Annotated in this window: 10 protein-coding genes and 2 pseudogenes; 8 read left to right on the forward strand and 4 right to left on the reverse strand. The window is 33.6% G+C overall.

Annotated elements, in window-relative coordinates:
- Positions 1-120 precede the first annotated feature (120 nt).
- Complete coding sequence (locus GGR08_RS01855; RefSeq protein ID WP_183193718.1) at positions 121-984, reverse strand: 23S rRNA (adenine(2030)-N(6))-methyltransferase RlmJ; 864 nt, start codon at positions 982-984, stop codon at positions 121-123.
- 1,833 nt (positions 985-2,817) lie between these two features.
- Here GGR08_RS01855 and GGR08_RS08630 point away from each other — a divergent pair.
- The 8 genes and pseudogenes from GGR08_RS08630 to GGR08_RS01890 all read left to right on the forward strand — a co-directional run bounded on the left by GGR08_RS08630 (position 2,818) and on the right by GGR08_RS01890 (position 10,959).
- Complete coding sequence (locus tag GGR08_RS08630; protein WP_425485745.1) at positions 2,818-2,967, forward strand: hypothetical protein; 150 nt, start codon at positions 2,818-2,820, stop codon at positions 2,965-2,967.
- Between the two features lie 76 nt (positions 2,968-3,043).
- The gene (locus GGR08_RS08635) at positions 3,044-3,157 is read left to right on the forward strand and encodes a hypothetical protein (protein WP_425485746.1); all 114 of its coding nucleotides are present in this window, start codon (positions 3,044-3,046) and stop codon (positions 3,155-3,157) included.
- 215 nt (positions 3,158-3,372) lie between these two features.
- A complete protein-coding gene (gene serS, locus GGR08_RS01865) occupies positions 3,373-4,650 on the forward strand; it encodes a serine--tRNA ligase (RefSeq protein ID WP_183193719.1) in 1,278 nt (425 codons plus the stop codon).
- Between the two features lie 132 nt (positions 4,651-4,782).
- Positions 4,783-5,442, forward strand: a complete 660-nt coding sequence (locus GGR08_RS01870; protein WP_183193720.1) for a protein-L-isoaspartate(D-aspartate) O-methyltransferase — start codon at positions 4,783-4,785, stop codon at positions 5,440-5,442.
- Positions 5,443-5,609: 167 nt separating this feature from the next.
- Entirely contained in the window at positions 5,610-6,794 is a 1,185-nt protein-coding gene (locus GGR08_RS01875; RefSeq protein ID WP_183193782.1) for a M23 family metallopeptidase, read from the forward strand.
- Positions 6,795-7,358: 564 nt separating this feature from the next.
- A pseudogene (gene yajC, locus GGR08_RS01880) lies at positions 7,359-7,810 on the forward strand (preprotein translocase subunit YajC).
- Between the two features lie 434 nt (positions 7,811-8,244).
- The gene (locus GGR08_RS01885; RefSeq protein ID WP_183193721.1) at positions 8,245-8,631 is read left to right on the forward strand and encodes an Mth938-like domain-containing protein; all 387 of its coding nucleotides are present in this window, start codon (positions 8,245-8,247) and stop codon (positions 8,629-8,631) included.
- Positions 8,632-10,098: 1,467 nt separating this feature from the next.
- Positions 10,099-10,959: a phytoene/squalene synthase family protein gene (locus tag GGR08_RS01890; protein ID WP_183193722.1), complete on the forward strand. Its 861-nt coding sequence runs from the start codon at positions 10,099-10,101 to the stop codon at positions 10,957-10,959.
- Positions 10,960-12,531: 1,572 nt separating this feature from the next.
- Here the strand turns inward: GGR08_RS01890 and GGR08_RS01895 are convergent.
- The 3 genes and pseudogenes from GGR08_RS01895 to secD all read right to left on the reverse strand — a co-directional run bounded on the left by GGR08_RS01895 (position 12,532) and on the right by secD (position 17,857).
- The gene (locus tag GGR08_RS01895) at positions 12,532-13,485 is read right to left on the reverse strand and encodes a lysylphosphatidylglycerol synthase domain-containing protein (RefSeq protein WP_183193723.1); all 954 of its coding nucleotides are present in this window, start codon (positions 13,483-13,485) and stop codon (positions 12,532-12,534) included.
- A 15-nt stretch (positions 13,486-13,500) separates the two neighbouring features.
- Positions 13,501-15,253: pseudogene (locus GGR08_RS01900) on the reverse strand (cation:proton antiporter domain-containing protein).
- Positions 15,254-15,343: 90 nt separating this feature from the next.
- Positions 15,344-17,857 carry a protein translocase subunit SecD gene (gene secD / locus GGR08_RS01905; protein WP_183193725.1) on the reverse strand — a complete coding sequence of 838 codons (2,514 nt, stop codon included), beginning with the start codon at positions 17,855-17,857 and terminating at the stop codon, positions 15,344-15,346.
- Positions 17,858-18,483 lie beyond the last annotated feature (626 nt).

An 18,483-nucleotide genomic window follows, 5' to 3' on the forward strand; every position in this document is an offset into this window, starting at 1 on the left:
GAGAAAAAACAATTCACGCTTATCGTTATGTTAACTTTACTCCAAAAAACGAAAAATTTCATCATTTAATGCCTTTATATTCTACGGCTGATATTTTATTTAAAAAATATAGCTAAAAATCTAGTATAATAGATATTCTTTTTGAAGCCACTTATGCTTTATTTGAGCATTTTCATCTTCTCCAAGACGGTTGATGAGAAGGGGGGTGAGTTTTTTTATTTCTTCTTCCAAAAGATAGGGAGGGTTGATAATAATCATACCACATCCGTTCATGGTAGGTGGAGTTGAGCTTTTTCGGATGCGCATTTCAAGCTGTAGAATCTTAGGAATGCCTGTTTGACAAAGCGCGTGAAGAAAACTTTCAATTTCTTTGTCATATTTAACAGGATACCATAAAGCATAGATCCCTCCAGAAAAACGGCGGTAAGCTTTCATTAAGCCTTCAATAAGGCGAGAAAATTCTCCAGTTTTTTCAAAAGGAGGGTCAACAAGGATAAATCCTCGTTTTTCTTTTGGTGGTAAATGAGCATTTAAGGAAAGCCAACCATCCAAATGCAGAACTTTTGTCTGATAATCGCCGGTAAAGTTTTTTGCTAAAATATGATAATCTTCATTGTGCAATTCTATTGCAGTGAGGCGATCTTGTCTTCGTAATAATTGGCGAATGAGAATAGGAGATCCAGGATAAAATACAATTTCTTTTTTCCCTTTATTAAGAGTATCAATGATATCACACCATGGACAAAGAAGATTTCTTAAGTCTTTTGGGATAGGAGTTGAAAAGAATCGCTGGATACCTTTACGCCACTCTCCTGTTTTACGGGATTCTAAGGAAGAGAGGTTATAAATGCCGATTCCTGCATGTGTGTCTATAACGCGAAAAGCTTTTTCTTTGCGTTTGAGATATTCTACAATGCGGGTAACAATAATATGTTTAAAAACATCAGAAAAATTGCCTGCATGATAAATATGCCGATAATTCATGGAATAAACTTTAGCATGTATATAACTGTACTAGATTATTAGCATAGAAGAATAGAATTGATATCCATAAAATTTTTTTGGAGAAATCAGATAATACTCTCATCCACAAATTATACACATACAGAAAAATATTAATGTCATGGGAGCACTTATTTGCAGGGCTATTTTTATCTTATGAGATTAATTATTAAGATAGGAAATCTTTTGATCTGAAAAACAGACAGGAACAAACATTTTAATAGAGTATTTGTCAGATGATAAAGAAAATTTTATGATTGCTACGTCTCACAAGAAGGCTATGAAAGGCGTCAGTTAACGAGAATCCTAAGTAAAATTTGTTAAAATTTTTAAGCTTAGTTTTCAAATTTATTAATAGATTGTGTTAAAAATTAAAGAATTTAAAATGCCCGATAAAAACAAAGTATTGTTACGTTTATCAGTTTTTTCTTAAAAGTGAGCGTAAATTATGGGTAAAGCAATAAAGTTTTTGTGTTATATATAGCTTTTTTAAAGAGTATTTTAAGTGAATGAATCTCATTAGTTGGAACGAACGCTTTGACTTTATAGATTTACTAAACGCTAGATGATGATATCTGATGCTAAAATAAGGCTTTTAAAAATTGATAATGCTTTGCAAGCTGTCTTATGGAATGAGAAATTTAAAATTAAAATAAACAGTTCTCTCTGTCTCTAACACTGTTTTATCTAGCAATTTTAATGTTGGGATAATTTTCTAAAAAGACTAAGATAAGGGATTTTTTCTATATGGGTTATACTTCGATTACGTGTTGTTGATTAAATGTAATTTAGTCTTAATGGATGTTCTGTATTCAATACTGAGATAGGTTAAGCGCGGGATGTTATGAGAAAGTAGGTCTTAGGCTTGTGAGACTTGTAACTAGGGCAGATAGCTGCCCGGATGATTAGTTTAGAAAGTACATTTTATGCTTTCCTTTAAAAGGTTTTATTCATTCATCAGCTTTTTAATCGAATGCGATGATGGTTCATATTATTTGTGAAACGATGAAAAAATTCCTGCTAACGCAAAGAATAAATGTTATTCGTAAGATAATAGTTTTTGAGGAAGTTAATAATGTAGCAAGAAAGTCTTTTGTAAGATTTTTCATTGCTAATGGTAATTGGGCAGAAATTTTTGTAAATTACATGTGTGACACTGTTTAAAAGGAAAAAATCTGAATAAATATATGTATAGTATTTGCAGAAAAATGATTAGTTTTAAGAGATTAGATGAAGTTATTTTAGAAAAGCTTTTAAATCTTTTAAATTTTGTATGAAGCAGTTTATTATTTTTGAGTGGATTGTGTTATTAAAGAGATGAGATGATAAAAAGTTCTTTTGCAATCAAAAGTATGCAATTGCTTTTAAGTTGAGAAAAAATATATAAGTGATATAGGATGATTTGTGATATATTCTTTAGAGTAAACATGAATAAATGAAATCAAATTCAAAAGCATATAGTATTAGACAAATACGGCAGTAGTTTTTTACCAATGCACTTAATTGTAATTTTATTGATTATATTTGTGCTTTTCGGGTGTGGTAAAAATTCTGAATTAATAAGCGGTGTTGCTAAACGAAATAAACCTTCTGAAAGAATATGAAGGAAAAAGATGACAGTATTTGGCAGTAAAGATAATTTATATTTATAAATCAATGCGTTATGTTATTTAAGCTTATATCTTAATTTTTTTACTATGGTCGTATTAGGGGGCAGTAAAATATAGGGAGTAATCCTAAGAATATCCGTATGAAATCAACACAAATATAGGAATTTTTTTAATAAAGATAAAACTTGCTGCTTTTGGGAGGATTATTTTATCTTTTCCTTATACGATTTTTCAGTTTTATAGTTTTCTCGCACCAGGTCCTTATAAAATGAGCGTGTGGCTTTTTTACCATTTCTCATGGGTATCCTTATTTCATTTTGTATGGGGAGAATGTTTGTTTATGCATTGTTGTTAGCCTTTCTCAATAATTTCTTCCAGTTGTTCTTTTAAGAATAGATTTTATAGTGCGTATTTCCGATTATTTGAATGTTATGATATCGTTTATCCTAGTTTTTTGTTTGATTTTTCATTTACTTTTTGTCATCAGTTTTTTAACAAAAGTTCGATTTTTAACGTTTCATGATTTGATGTCTAAACGGAAATAGGCTATCTTGCTGTCCTTTAGCATTATGGCAATCATAGTAATCCCTTTAGATTTTTTTACAATGTTTGCAGTGGCGTTACCAACGATAGCACTTGATGAGATCTCAATTTTAATTGCTTATGGTATAAAAAGAGAAGAAAATCTGTTTAAGAAGAATGTATAGTTTTATGCAATGAGTTAAGAAGTGAATAAAAACAATATAAATGAGGAATTTTGATGCTTGATATTAAGTGGATTCGTGAAAATCCTGAAAAATTAAATAAAGCACTCGTAAATAGAGGTCTCGAGCCACAAGCTGAAAGGTTAATACAACTTGATCTTGCACGTCGAACGCATGTTGCTAAGGTGCAATTGGCACAGGAACGTCGCAATGCCGTTTCAAAGGAAATAGGACAAGCTTTAGCTGCGTCTGATCATCAAATGGTTGAGCAGCTTAGAGCTGAAGTTGAAGAAATTAAAGTATTTCTTTCTTCTGCAATAATTGAAGAAAAAGAGCTGACGGAAAGTCTTGAGAAAATTCTTTCAGCACTTCCCAATATTCCATTGGATGATGTTCCAGAAGGTAAAGATGAAAGTGATAATGTCGTCATTCGACATTTTGGTGCACCTCCAACATTTAATTTTATACCAAAGGAGCATTTTGAACTTGGTCAAAATCTCAAGCAGATGAATTTTGAGCGAGCTAGTCGTTTATCTGGAACACGTTTTACAGTGCTTTCAGGAGCGTTAGCACGGTTGGAACGAGCATTGGGACAATTTATGCTTGATGTGCATGTGAATGAGCATGGTTATACAGAAGTTTCTGTGCCTTTTCTTGTTCGTGATGAGATTGTTTATGGAACAGCACAATTGCCGAAGTTTGCGGAAGATCTTTTTCAAACAACAGATGGTCGATGGCTTATTTCTACAGCAGAAGTACCATTAACCAATTTAGTTAACGGTGAAATTCTTGAAATATCAGATTTGCCACTACGATTTTCTTCTTTGTCTCCCTGTTTTCGTTCAGAGGCGGGAGCAGCTGGTCGTGATACACGCGGTATGTTACGTCAGCACCAATTTTGGAAGGTAGAAATGGTCTCGATCACCAGTGAAGAGCAGTCTTTAATTGAATTGGAACGTATGACAGAGTGTGCAGAAGATATATTAAAACGACTTGATTTGCCTTTTCGCACAGTGGTTCTATCTACGGGAGATATGGGGTTTGCGGCGCGTAAAACCTATGACATTGAGGTTTGGCTTCCTGGTCAAGAATGTTATCGTGAAGTTTCGAGCTGTTCGGTTTGTGGAGATTTTCAAGGTCGCCGTATGAATGCTCGCTATCGTAAAAAAGGCGATAAAAAATTGCATTTTGCTCATAGCCTTAATGGTTCTGGGACAGCTGTTGGTCGTTGTCTTATTGCAGTACTTGAAAATTATCAACAGGCTGATGGATCAATTATTGTTCCAAATGTTTTACAATCCTATATGGGAGGCATGCGTTGTATTATGATTTAATTTTGCGAAAGGGGGACAATCTGCATTTTTTGCTAAAAGGTGATAAGATGCAAATGCAAGGTTTTTCTATTATAAAAGAAATGGTTTTTAGGTGCGAGAGAAAAGCTCTTTCATTAAAGATTGAATGATATTATGGAGAAAAAGGGTATTTTACAATTTCGTGAGGAGTTGGCTGCTCTTGTATTGAAAATACGTAGCAAAGGCATTGATGACGTGTGCTTTTTTTCGGCATTAGAAAAAATTCCGCGTCAACAGTTTGTTTCTGCCCCTTGGTTTAACAGCGCTTACGATAATAAAGTTATTCCCCTTGAGTGTGGTGAATATATGGAACGTTTGGAAGAACAACTCTTAATTCTTTCCGCATTATCGTTGAAAAAGAAGCATCGTGTCTTAGAAATTGGTACAGGATCTGGTTTTTGTACTGCTCTTATGGCGTGTCTAAGTGAGCGGGTGATGACAATTGACCGTTATAAAACACTTGTAGATTTAGCCCGTCAAAGATTTCAAACTTTGGGAATTGAAAATATTGTTATACGGCAGATTGATGGAAGTCATAGTGTAATAGGTTTGGGATCATTTGATCGAATTCTTATTTGGCCATCACGTTTTGATGAACCCAAGGATTTTTTAGAACTCTTAGCTGAAAACGGAATTCTTATTCAGGCTATAGGACCTGATGAAGGAGTACAAACGGTAACGTGCTATACAAAAAATGGTAGCCAATTTGAATGTTTAAAACTTTTTCAAGTGCGTTATCAACCTTTTATTAAGGGTATTGCGGAGATACTTTAAAGTTTTAAAAATAGCATAAATTATTTCGCCTTTTTGTTTTACACTAAATTCATTTTGATATTATTCAGAGATAGAGATATTTATGAATAAAGCATCTCATTTTAACTCTTCGGTAATTTTAAAAAGCTTTAATGGAATGAGTTGAGTATTGATGAGTGGGCAAAACTATGTGTTTAACGGCTTTGGATAATATTTTCAGGCATAATTTTCAGAAAATAACTTTTTGTGCTGCGGTAACTATTGTTGCTGGTTGTAGTTCTGGTACACAGCGTTTTTCCGATATTGCCTTTCATCGTATGGGATCGCCTCAATCAAATATATCTAACACTATGTCTACGGATTCGCGAATGTTATCGTACAGTGGTGGTATAATACAAAGCACTGAATTGCCACCTGTGGAACCAAGAGATGATTCGTGGGTAGACGATAATTCTCCCTATAATTCTCCACAACAAGGTAGGATGGCTTCTTTAGATAGTCGAGTTATGGGGGAACCTCCACGGAGTCTTGGAACGCTTTCTCGTTCACAAATGGATAACTCACCTATTTTTCAGCGGAATTCTTATATTGTCCAGAGTGGAGATACACTACTCAGTATTGCACGACAGATTGGGGTGAGTGTTGAGGCATTGAAATTAGCAAATGGCATCAATAGCAATTCTGTTTATATTGGTCAGATACTTGTGGTTCCAAGTAGGCGTACCTTAGCAACTTCAAATGCGCACAAGAATAATGATGGGGCGGCATCAACAGCAAAATCTTCATTCCAACCTCAGGTGCCGTTCCCTATAAAACACAAGGAGGCTTCTCCTGTATATAAATCTCCTGTAACAACACCACTTTCTGTAAGGATGAATAGATCAAGTTCTGAGAAAAATTCTTCCAAACAGATGATGCAATTGAATGATGATGCAACTGATTTATCAAGTACTGTTACCAAGACAGATAATATTCTGACTCCGCAAGCCACAGGAATTTCTAGGATGCGTTGGCCAGTACGAGGGCGTTTATTAAGTCAGTTTGGTCAAAAAAAAGGAACAATAATGAATCGAGGAATAGATATTGCTGTACCTGAAGGGTCATCGGTAAAGGCAGCAGAAAATGGCGTTGTTATTTACGCGGGAGATGGATTGAAAGAGCTCGGTAATGTTGTCATGATTCGACATGAAAATGATATTATCACTATTTATGGATGTAATAGTAAGCTTGTTGTCAACAAAGGACAAAGGATAAGGCGTGGTGATGAGATTGCTAAGTCTGGTGTGTCAGGAAATGTTAAAACTCCACGTGTCTATTTTGAGATGCGTAAGAATTCATTACCTGTTGATCCTCTTAAATATTTGGAAAACTAATTTATTAATGATTTTTGAATTTGAGAAATTTTTCTGTTGATAGAAATTTTATCAAAAACAATTGATTTTTTAAGATCAAAGAGTACTGCAGTAGAAAAATCACTGCTTTAAGGAAAGCAGTTAGTTTGGTTCATTAGATATTATCATCTTTGTGTTTATATAGATATCAGACTATAGCATCATGCTTTTGTCGGTTCTCAATGTTTTAACTGCTCTTGTATTTGATAAAGGAGTATGAGAAAAGGAATTTTACGCCTTTCTTAAATAGTTTTTATCTAAAGGCTTTTTTCACAGGTGTGACATGCAAGAAAATCATTTTGATTAATTCAGAAGAGTTGAAATGAGAGCGTTTTACTTGTATTTAGGCTTATCATTTAACATTGAAACCGATGAATTATCCATATAGTTAAGGATTTTTCTTATTGTATTCTGTCTCTTAAGGTTTTTTTAAGGCTGAAATTACATCATGTAATTATCATTTTTTATGATAAATTCTTTAGGGAAAGTTTTTCTAAATCTTTAATGGAGTGGGAAATACTTGAAATTTAACTATAGGAGATAAAAATGTTTATTACGAACGCTTATGCTCAAGGTGCAGGTGATGTTTTCAGTGGAATTTCATTTGTTAGCATTGTTCCGTATATTTTACTATTTGCAATTGTGTATTTTTTTATAATTCGTCCACAGCGTGTACAAATGAAAAAACGACAAGAAATGCTTGATGCAGTACGTCGTGGTGATACTGTTATAACGGGTGGTGGTATTATCGGCAAGGTTACGAAGGTTCACGATGAGAGTGGTGAATTAGAGATTGAAATTGGTGAAAATCTTATTATTCGTGTTATTCGCTCAACATTGTTTGATGTACGCGTTAAAGGTGAACCGGTTGCAGAAAAAAAATCAAAGTTTAATGCTAAAACAAAAATACCACAAAAGTCTAATCTAAAACGACAACGAAAGAAAATATAAATGGATCTAAGGAGAAAAAAGCTATATCAAAAGAAAATGTATCTTGAGATGTGATTACAATTTGTTACGTTTTTAAAAGCATTTTGATAAAAATTTTTAAAATAAAGACAGTTTTATTGGAGGATTTGTTTTTGTAATCCTAAAGAAAAAGATTTCTCTATTTATGGATTGTTACGGAAAACTTTTCTGTATTTTAAATAGGATCATTGTTTCTATAAAGAGAAGTTTCTTATTTTAAAGTAAATAAGCTAAGGGAATTTTTTAAAAGGTAGATTTGTTTAAACAGGTATAGCATTTGATCATGGTTTGTTATCAAATTTTCACGTATTTGTTATATCAATGGATTTGGGTTTATAGAATTTCTACCTCAATATTCTTATAAACTATGGTTGACATATCAATGTTTGTATCAAAATTTCGTTAACTTTTTTGGTGAGAAGTAAAAGATAATTGGGTTTTCTAAAATAAAGGATCTTTGTTCATGTTCGATGCAATTCAAATTCGCGAGGCGCATTTTCCAAGTCGTGCACCTATTGATGCTTATGGAAATGGTGGATTTCGTTTTGCTGATATGTCACATAGAGGTTCTATTATTTGTGTCCCATCAGGTATTTATGGTATTGATATGGTAGAGCCTATTCCTACTCAAGGGGATATATCTCGAGTTTTAGAAGAAGCATCTGAGATCGAAGTTTTATTAATAGGTACTGGAATTGAATTATTGCGATTACCTGAAGAGTTACGGATTCTTTTATGGGAAAAACGTATTTCATCAGATACGATGAGTACGGGAGCAGCGGTACGTACATTTAATGTTTTGTTGGCTGAAGGTCGCGCTGTTGCTGCATTATTATTTGCAGTAGAATAAGGTATTGTTTATAAAATAAATACTTTCTCTATTTTAGGTTTCTAGTTGGAGATTCATATTATATTACGCAAGCAATTTTTATAAATTTCTCTGTAAAAGAATTAAGGTTAATTTTGAATGTTTTTTTTATAGGATGCTTTTACTTACAAAGTACATTGTTTGATTATTATTTTTTCTTATTTTTAAAAGGTATAGTCATGGGTTGGTAAGCCTTAAAGGATAAAAAGAATAGAGAAAAACATAGGGTGTTTTGATAACTATTGATGAAAATTTCAAAATTTTTAAAGATATGAAAAAACAAAATAAATTTTAAGAATTGGTATTAAAAAGGGCTGTTAAATAAAAAAATGGAGGGAGTTAATAGGTGCGCGCTCTTCCATCATTAAATTCCTTGAAAATGGAAGTGCATCACGATGCAAACCAAAAAATGTAACAAAAATTTAAGAAAAATTGTGACAATATCGGTTTTTACTGTGACTGTTATTACTTATTTGATCTCTTTGTAAGAATAAATTATGAAATAAAATATGGATGCAAAGATAGAAAGTTTATGCTGGGGGTCAATTTCAGCACTATACCCTATTTGCTTACTTGGGAATATATTATTATATATAAAATTAGAGGAAGAGATAAACTTTGGTTGATGAAAAGGGAAAAAATAATTTGTAGGGCATAATTCTTAAAAGGTTTTCTTTTTATATGTTAGTATGGTTGCTGATTCAATAATTTGGGGTGAATAATAGAGGTGATGGGTTGATTGTAGTTTTTTAATTGTTATTTTCAGTAATATACACAGTGTGATCGTATTTTTGTGAAATTTTTTTGCACATTGCTCTTGAATTGGCATGAATAGATTCTGGCATATAGGTTTTCAAACCTTTAAATATTTTATTTTTTGTGTATTCAATTCTTTGTGATATTCTTGGATGTTCTGAAATTGAAAGCTAAAAGGTTTTCGTGCTTAGATGGAAAATATCATGTAGATGAAATCTAGGAAAATTAAATTTATATGCTTTGAAGAAGTTTATGATTTGTTCTTTGTTACAGTGAAAATATAAAGCGAATAACAATTCTTCATAAGAGTTGCTTTATTTATTAATTTTTATTCTAAAAAGAATTATTTTATTTTAGAATAGGGAATTTTTTGTTAAGCATATTGTCTTAAGGGAATTGATTATGTAGAGAAAAAAGCAAACACATATTTATTTTCTCTATTTTATTGTGCTTTTGAGAATATTGTTTCTCATAGGGCGGTTTTATTTAGTGCGAAGCCAACTTAAAAAAATCAAAACGGCTTGACTTTTGGGTATGCTTAAGAAGAGTGACCAGAAAAAATCATTTTTTTATAATACATTAAGAGAAATATTTGAAAATTTTATTTTCGGTGTTGTAGTTGCCTATCCCTCATTTTTTAAAAATAGGAGATTAATTTAATTGCTGAAGAAGGGACGTTAATAGGTTCGTGGAATGATAGGTTTTCTTCCTTATTGTCTTAATACTTTACGTACCATAGATCGTGATCGCTATATATCAGTTTTATTTGCCCCTAAAAAAAAGCGTAATGCATTGGCTGCTCTTTATGCATTTAATGCTGAAGTGTCTCGTATTCGCGAAAGTGTACATGATCCATTCATAGGGGAAATACGATTGCGTTGGTGGTATGATTCTATCTCTCATGGTGAAATGCAAACGAGTGGAAATAATCCGATTTTGAGTGATTTATTGACAGCAATGGCTCTTTTTAAGTTACCTAAGACAGCTTTTTTACGTTATTGTGATGCACAAATTTTAGATCTCTATCACAATCCAATAGAAACACTTCATGATCTTGAGCATTATTGTAGTGAGACAGCAAGTATAATTTTACAGCTTTCTTGTCAGATATTAGATCCTGATATTGCACAAGATTTTACAGATATCTATGAACATGGAGGAATTGCTCAAGGATTAAGTGGTGTATTGCGTCTTTTATCATTCATGCAATCACGATATCAATATTATTTACCTACTGATATGTTGAAGGCTGTAGGCGTGAATAGGGAGGATTTAGAATCTCATCGTCTCAGTGATGAACAAAAGGGCTGCATTGTTGAAGCTATGGTGACATTATCACGCGATCATTATACTCAACTTTACAAGTATTCCCGTGCTTTACCTAGAACTCTTAAACCAGCGTTTCTTCCGTTAGTAATTATACCGGCTTCTCTTCAAAGAGCTATACAGCTGAAGGCTGCGATTTTTCAAGAAAATGCAACTTTGCCATTGATACATCGTTATTGGTTGATAACAAGGGCAGCAATAAGCGGTAATTTTCCAACGATATTGTAAAAGAATAGTGTTGTGTTGGAATTAGACTGATTTTTTTAGATTGAAAATAGAAAAAGATATTGTGATTCTAATGCATTTCTTTGTTATAAGAAATGTTAATATGTTGTTTGCTATGAATGAGAAAAATAAGAAATTTTATAATCTTCAAAATATTATGTATTTCCTCATCAAGTAATATGTTTTATCCAGTGTATTGGATGAGGGTGATGCAGAGAAGGAAAAACGTGAAATAAAATTTAATACATTGGTTCGTTTGATGAAGAACTTTTGAGCTTGAGTATTCTGAACGGATTGGTTGCGGCTCATTTGTAAATGAAATTTAATTTCTAGATGTGAGAAATTGTAAACCGAAGCATTTCAATTTGATAATATATCAGGTGATATTCTCTCAAAAAGCTTAGCATCTGCTAAAATATTTTATTCCCCATTGAAATAGATTGCTCAAAATCTATCGCTCTTTTCTTGATTCAATCATGATTCTCATTAGAACTAATTTGAATAAAATTTTTAGATTGCATTATTTCTTTTATACATTGTCAATGTACTTAATCTTCTTAGTTTTTCTTTGGTAGAAAGATTATTACTTAGATCATGATGGTCAATTTTAGATGGCTGTTTATTAGCTGGATTACGTACAAAAAGAGTTATCGCTATTCTATTCATGCAACCAGATTTAAAGATATTTTTCCCTTCTTTTGATTTCTGCTTTTTGCAAAAATAACCACAAAGATTGATGATCTAAAGAGAAGAGTATTTATTCTGTAATATTTTATATGCTATCAGCGAATGTTTTTATCTATCCGTTTCCAGAAATGTAGGCTAAATACTTCCTTGCGAGCCCAAATATGGTTGCTTGCCTAACGAATATAGCTATCGTAGAGGCTTCTTTTTAGTTTTGCTTGTGATTCAGATGCATATGTAGCTCGAATATTGTCGTTAAGTGGAATGGAGAAGGATGAATGCTGAGAAATGTTACTTTAAAGAAGGCGTGTGAATTGGCTAAACGATGGTATCCTGTTCTGTGAGAGAAATGATTCTATTAGAGAGTGCAAAAAAAGTATAGCGCAGTATATATACACATTATTTCTATATTTTTATATGATCATTTATAGGAATTCGTTTTATTAAAGAGATTATTGAAGTGTTCTTGATCTAGGATGCTTTCTCTTTTTCAAATAGTAAAATGAAGTTATTTTCAGATAGGTTTTTAATTTTGAGCATTTGTTTTTTTCAGAGGTTTGCAATTATGTGCTTTATCAAACAATGAAAACCAATTACAGGGTGAAATAGTATCTCTAATATTTAAGATTAAATATTAATTGAAGATTATAGAAACGATTGTTTTTTGATATGGATATATATTTAAAAGTTTATAGGAATTTTTGTAGGAAAAGAGCTAAATATTCCTATGTTTTTCATAGAGAGAAGATTCTTATAAAAGTTATTTCAAGTCTTAATGTAAAAGAAATAAATACAAATAATGATCGTATTAATTCACATATGCAATTGCATTAAGTATGATTATATTCTATTTAGATGTTAAACGAAAAGAAGTTGTTAATAGCCTTTTATTTATTCAGGTGGTGTTTTAGAGGCTCTTTTCCAATATTGTTGTGCTTCGAAAATAGCAACTACAAATAATGAAATGATGAGCGGTATAATCAAATAAAGTATTCTGAAGACAATAAGTGCTGCGATAACATCGGTTGGATTTATGTTAGGCATGCCTGTTATGAAGAGAGCTTCAAGAACTCCTACGCCTCCTGCTGGCGCATTCGAGAGAAGAGTAATCGTAAAGGATGCTAGGAAAACACCAAGAACAGAGATAAAATGAATATCTGCATTGTGTGGGAGAACAGCATATATAATTCCTGCCGCTCCTAAAAGCTCTAGGGGGCTAATGAGAAGCTGTTGAATAACAATTTTTAACTTTGGATAGGAAAGTTGGATTTTTTTGCTCAAGCGTAAGGGGTTCAACTGAAGCCAGCTGCCAAAGGTATAAAGTGCTATACAGCTGAGTAAGATTACTCCAATTGTCATTCCCAGCCATTCAGGAATCTCTTCATGAATGAGGGTGATAATTGTAGGTTGCAAAACCAAAACGATTCCCAGAAGTAAAATTGTTCCGATTACAAAAGTAAAAGAGCAAAAACCTACTAATATTGCGATTTCTGTTCCATTTAATCCTTTCATTTTATAAGCGCGATAACGCACGACAGCACCAGAAAAAACTGAAGCGCCGATATTGTGTGAAAGAGCGTAGGTTGTAAATGAACATATAGCAATAAAAACCCAAGAAATTCTATGACCTAGATGTTGTAAGGCAATTCGATCATATCCAGCAAGAGCAGCATAAGCTAGGAGAGAACATAAACAGGCTAATAACCAATGCTGTGCATTTAAATTGCTCAAGCGTTCCAATACATCTCCAAACGAAATGGTAGAGAGCTTTATATAAAGAATCCGAATAGATAACAGCATTGCTAAGATACCAATTAATGGCCATATAAATTTCTTTATTTTCACGCTTCTTTATCCATTTTATGTTTTTTGTAAATTTTCATAATTGGGTATACTTTATTACAGATTTCTGTTCCGTTATATGTTCTATAATGCTATTGGCAATTTCTTCATCATCAGTTACTACAATATCAGCACCTAAATCAATGAGATAAGCTGTTTCTGTATCGGATAATGCATGCGTGATGATTTGGATATCCTTCTTCATATCACGTATATTCACTATACATTCTCCCACTTCAATGGTACTTCGCATTGTAATAACAACTTTGTATGCATTATTTATATTTGCTGCCTTCATTACTTCTTGTTGAATGATATTGCCGCAAATAGCCTCAAAGCCATTTGCAATTGCTTTATCAGAGAGGCGTTTTGATTCTTCTACGATCACTATAGGTTCACCTCTATTTATTAAAGACAATGCAATATATTCACCAATACGACCATAGCCGATAATTACGATATGGTTGTTTTTTGAGGTTATCGGTAACAAATCTTGATCAAAGTCTTGTGAATCAGTATCAATAATTTTGGGGGTATTTTGTGAAGATGCAGAAAATTTTTCTAAATGTTTTTTAATTTTATTACAGGCAATGAAAACAAGAGGATTGAGCAAAATAGAAAAAATTGCGCCTCCAAGAATTAAATCATGGGCATCATTGTTTAAAATTCCTAAGCTTAAACTTAAACCAGCAAGGATAAAGGAAAATTCTCCGATTTGGGCAAGGCTTGCAGAAATAGTTAAAGCCGTTGCATTAGAATAGCGAAAAGCTTTGACAATGAAAAAGGCAACAGCAGATTTTCCGATTACGATAATAAATAAAGTAGCTAAGAGAGGGAAAAAATGAGTTAAGAGTTTCTCTGGATCAAATAGCATGCCTACAGAAACAAAAAAGAGAACAGAAAAAGCATCGCGCAGTGGTAAAGATTCTTCAGCAGCACGGTGACTTAATTCTGATTCACTCATGACCATACCGGCAAAAAAAGCGCCAAGAGAAAGAGAAACACCAAATAAATGAGCGGCTCCGAAAGCTACTCCTAATGCAATAGCAAAGACGCTAAGACGAAATAATTCACGTGAACCTGATTGTGCGCTCATTTTTAAAAGCCATGGAATAATGCGCCGCCCAATAACGAGCATAAGTGCAATAAATATAATCACTTTCATGATGGTGAGACCAAAAATACCCCAAATACTCAAATCCAACCATTGAACAAGAGGATCCAATGCTTCTTTTCTTGTATTGCTGAGAGCACTTGCCAAGGAAGGTATGAGGACAAGTATAAGGACCATTGCTAAATCTTCAATGATCAACCATCCAACGGCAATGCGTCCTTTTTCTGTTTCAATAAGATGATGTTCTTGCAAAGCACGTAACATGATAACAGTACTTGCTATGGATAAAGCAAGACCGAAGATCAAACTACCGCTGAAGCTCCACCCCATGATCAGACCAAGGCACAAGCCTAGAAAAGTAGAAAATGCCATTTGGGCTATGGCAGCAGGAATAGCAATAGCTTTGACGGATAAAAGATCTTTTAATGAAAAGTGTAGTCCAACCCCAAACATGAGCAAAATAATACCAATTTCAGCAAGCTGACCAATAATAGCAGAATCTATTTTAAATCCACCTGTGTTGGGTCCCACAATAACACCAGCTAATAAATAGCCTACAAGTGGTGAAATACGTAAACGGCTAGCGATCATTCCCAAAAAAAATGCTAAACATAAACCTGCAACAATAGTAGTGATAAGTGGTGTGTCGTGGAGCATGGATTATTTACTATTTTTGATCAAAACGTGAATGAATGAAAATGATGATATTTCTATGAGAAGAGAGGTATAATACATTAAAAGGTATTTTCATTTCACTTTAGTCTTTGTGCGGTTATTTCGTTCACGCCACCAATTTCCTAAAAGGAGCAAAATAGGAGCCGCAATAAAGATAGAGGATGATGTTGCAATAATAATCCCAAAGACCATAGGCAATGCAAAATTATGAACAGCACTTCCCCCCCATATTGCCATGGGAAGCATCGCAAGAATTGTTGTGGCTGATGTAAAAAAACAACGTGCAAGAACTTGATTAATTGACAGATCAATCAGTTCGCGCAACGGCATTTTTTTATAAAGACGCATATTTTCGCGCATCCTATCATAGACGACAACTTTATCGTTTATAGAATATCCAACAATTGTTAAGAGTGCAGCGATAGCTGTTAAATTAAAATCAAATTGAAACAAAGCAAAAAAGCCAATCATTTTTGTGGTGTCTAGAATGAGTGTGATAATTGCTCCAATGGCAAAGAACCACTCGAAGCGGAACCATATATAGAGAAACATGGCAATAGCCGCAAGTATAACAGCAGTAAAAGCAGCTGTGGCAAGCTCGTCTGAAATTTTGGGGCCGACAACTTCTATTTGATCGAATGTGGCATCGGGATGGATCTTTTGTACAGCTGTTTTGACTTTATCAATGGCGATGATTGGTTGTATTTCGCTATTACTTTGTTTTTGCATGCGAATTAATACGGTATTTTCATTATCAATATTTTGCAGGGTAACTTCACCAATATTAAGAGCAGAAAACTTAGAACGCAGAGTTGCTAAGTCAGCTGGTACTTTCGTGGTAATACTCATTTGGTTACCGCCAATGAAATCAATTCCGAAATTTAAGCCAGGCTTGAAAAAAAGAACAATTGAAGCAATTGATAAAACAATTGAGACGCCAATACCAATGAAGCGCCCTTTCATAAAGGGAAAAGTTGTGTTTTGTGGGGTAATTTTGAAAGCAGAGTGAATATGTATTTTTTTAATTTTCCATTTACGGACAATCCAAATCATGATGATGCGTGCAATGATGATATTTGTAAACATGGATATGATAATACCAAGTAACATTGTTACGGCAAAACCACGAACGGGACCGGTGCCAAACCAAAATAGTAAAACAGTCGCTATAATTGCAGTAATATTTGCATCAACAATGGTTGCAAAAGCGCGTTTAAATCCACGATCTAGAGCTGCAAAAGCACTCACATCTTTTCGGCTTTCTTCACGGATACGTTCATTGATGAGAATATTAGCATCAACAGCAATACCAATGCCGAGGATAATGCCAGCAATGCCAGGGAGGGTCAGTGTAGCACCGAGGACACTTAGCGCAGCAAATGTTAGAATCGTGTGGAGGGCGAGCGCTATATTTGCAATTAATCCCCAAATACGATAGAGAAGAAAAATAAAAATTGCAACAAGAATAAAGCCAATTATGCCGGTGTAAAGTCCCCTTTGGATGGCATCAGCACCAAGATTTGGACCTACGGTTCTCTCTTCAATGATCGTGAGTGGTGCAGGAAGGGAACCAGCGCGGAGAAGAGCAGCCAGAGTTGAGGCTTCTTTGGGATCAAAATTTCCTGTAATTTGACCTTGTCCATTGGGAATGATGCTATTGATGATGGGAGCAGTTAAAACTTTATTATCAAGAACAATAGCAAAAGGGCGGTTAATATTTTGTCGTGTTATATCGGCAAATATTTTTGCACCAGCGGAATCTAGAGTAAATGAAATAATAGAACGTCCTGGCACCTGTGGGTCAAAACCTGCACGGGCATCTTTCAGAACATTTCCATCTAAGGCGATTTGATCATAAATTGCATAATGTTGTGTCTCATCAGTATATCCAGGAAGAATTGAAACACCTATAGGGGGAGTATTTATGTCTACATTGGAAGGGACAAGATGAAAACTCATTTTAGCGGTTGTTCCTAAAAGATCACGCAGTTGTTTTGGATCTTGTAAACCTGGTAATTGAACCATAATGCGATTATTTCCAACCTTTTGGATTGCAGGTTCTGAAACACCAACTTGATCTATACGACGACGAATGATTTCTAAGCTTTGTTCAATAGCATTACTCATACGGTCTTTAATACCAGCTTCCGTTAATGTAATACGAAGCGTTTCATTTTGAGCACTGATCGTGATGTTAGGTTCTGTAACGCTAAAGCTACTATGTATAGGGGTTATTAATGTATTTAAAGTAGAGAGCGCTTTTTTAGTTTGTAATGGATCAGAAATAATGGCAACAATACTATCCTCGATGATACGAATGCTTGATGTACGGATTTGTTTTTCACGCAATGTATTACGTACATTATTTAAAACTATGTGCAATTGATCGCGCTTTAACGCTTTGCTATCAATTTCGAGTAAGAGAGAAGAGCCTCCTTGAAGGTCAAGGCCAAGTGTCACACGGGAATCGGGTAAAAATTTTAAGTTTTTAACCTGTTCTTGTGAAAATAGATTGGGCAAGGCAATATAAATGCTGCTTAATAGGATAAAACAGTAAAAGGTAGTCAACCAACCAGGTGTACGCATGATATATTCCGCTAATAGATAATCTAACAGTTATTAAAGTTAAAAGCATAAGTAAAATAAGATGATAGTTCTATAATTCAAGTTAGAAGAGAAATACATTCATTTGGAGGAGAACGTGGAGATTGTGTTTGAAAATCATGAAGCCGTGTGTCAATGGTTGAGACCTTTATTGAAAGGAGATCTAATATTAAGATTTTGGGGAAGATTCTAATAAAAATAGATTCGTTAAGGAGTGTTACAAGTTTTTTGCTTTCAATTGTTGTGACATTCGACTGATTATGCTCATTTTGTAAATCGAATCTATTCGTTTTAATGATATTATTGGCGTGTGACTGTTTGATTAAATCAGCACGCGTTCCTAGGTTGCTCGTCAGGAATATTCCCAAACTGGATAGAAAAATCCAAGTTGTCAAAGGAAGAAAATTCTCTTTTTTGTAATAGAGGTACAAAAAAAGCATACTACAGTGCCTTCTTTAATCTTATTGAGTTTAGCTCACTATTTCCTTTTCTCTTATTATCAGTATTATAGGATAAGGAAAAGCTTTTATAAGATTATTCTACAAAAGTTGAAATTACCTACTTTATAGCATATTTTAAAAAGGGTTATAAAATCCTTTTTGTGTATA

Origin of the sequence: Bartonella fuyuanensis, from assembly GCF_014197255.1 — a bacterium.
Classification (GTDB): Bacteria; Pseudomonadota; Alphaproteobacteria; order Rhizobiales; family Rhizobiaceae; genus Bartonella; species Bartonella fuyuanensis.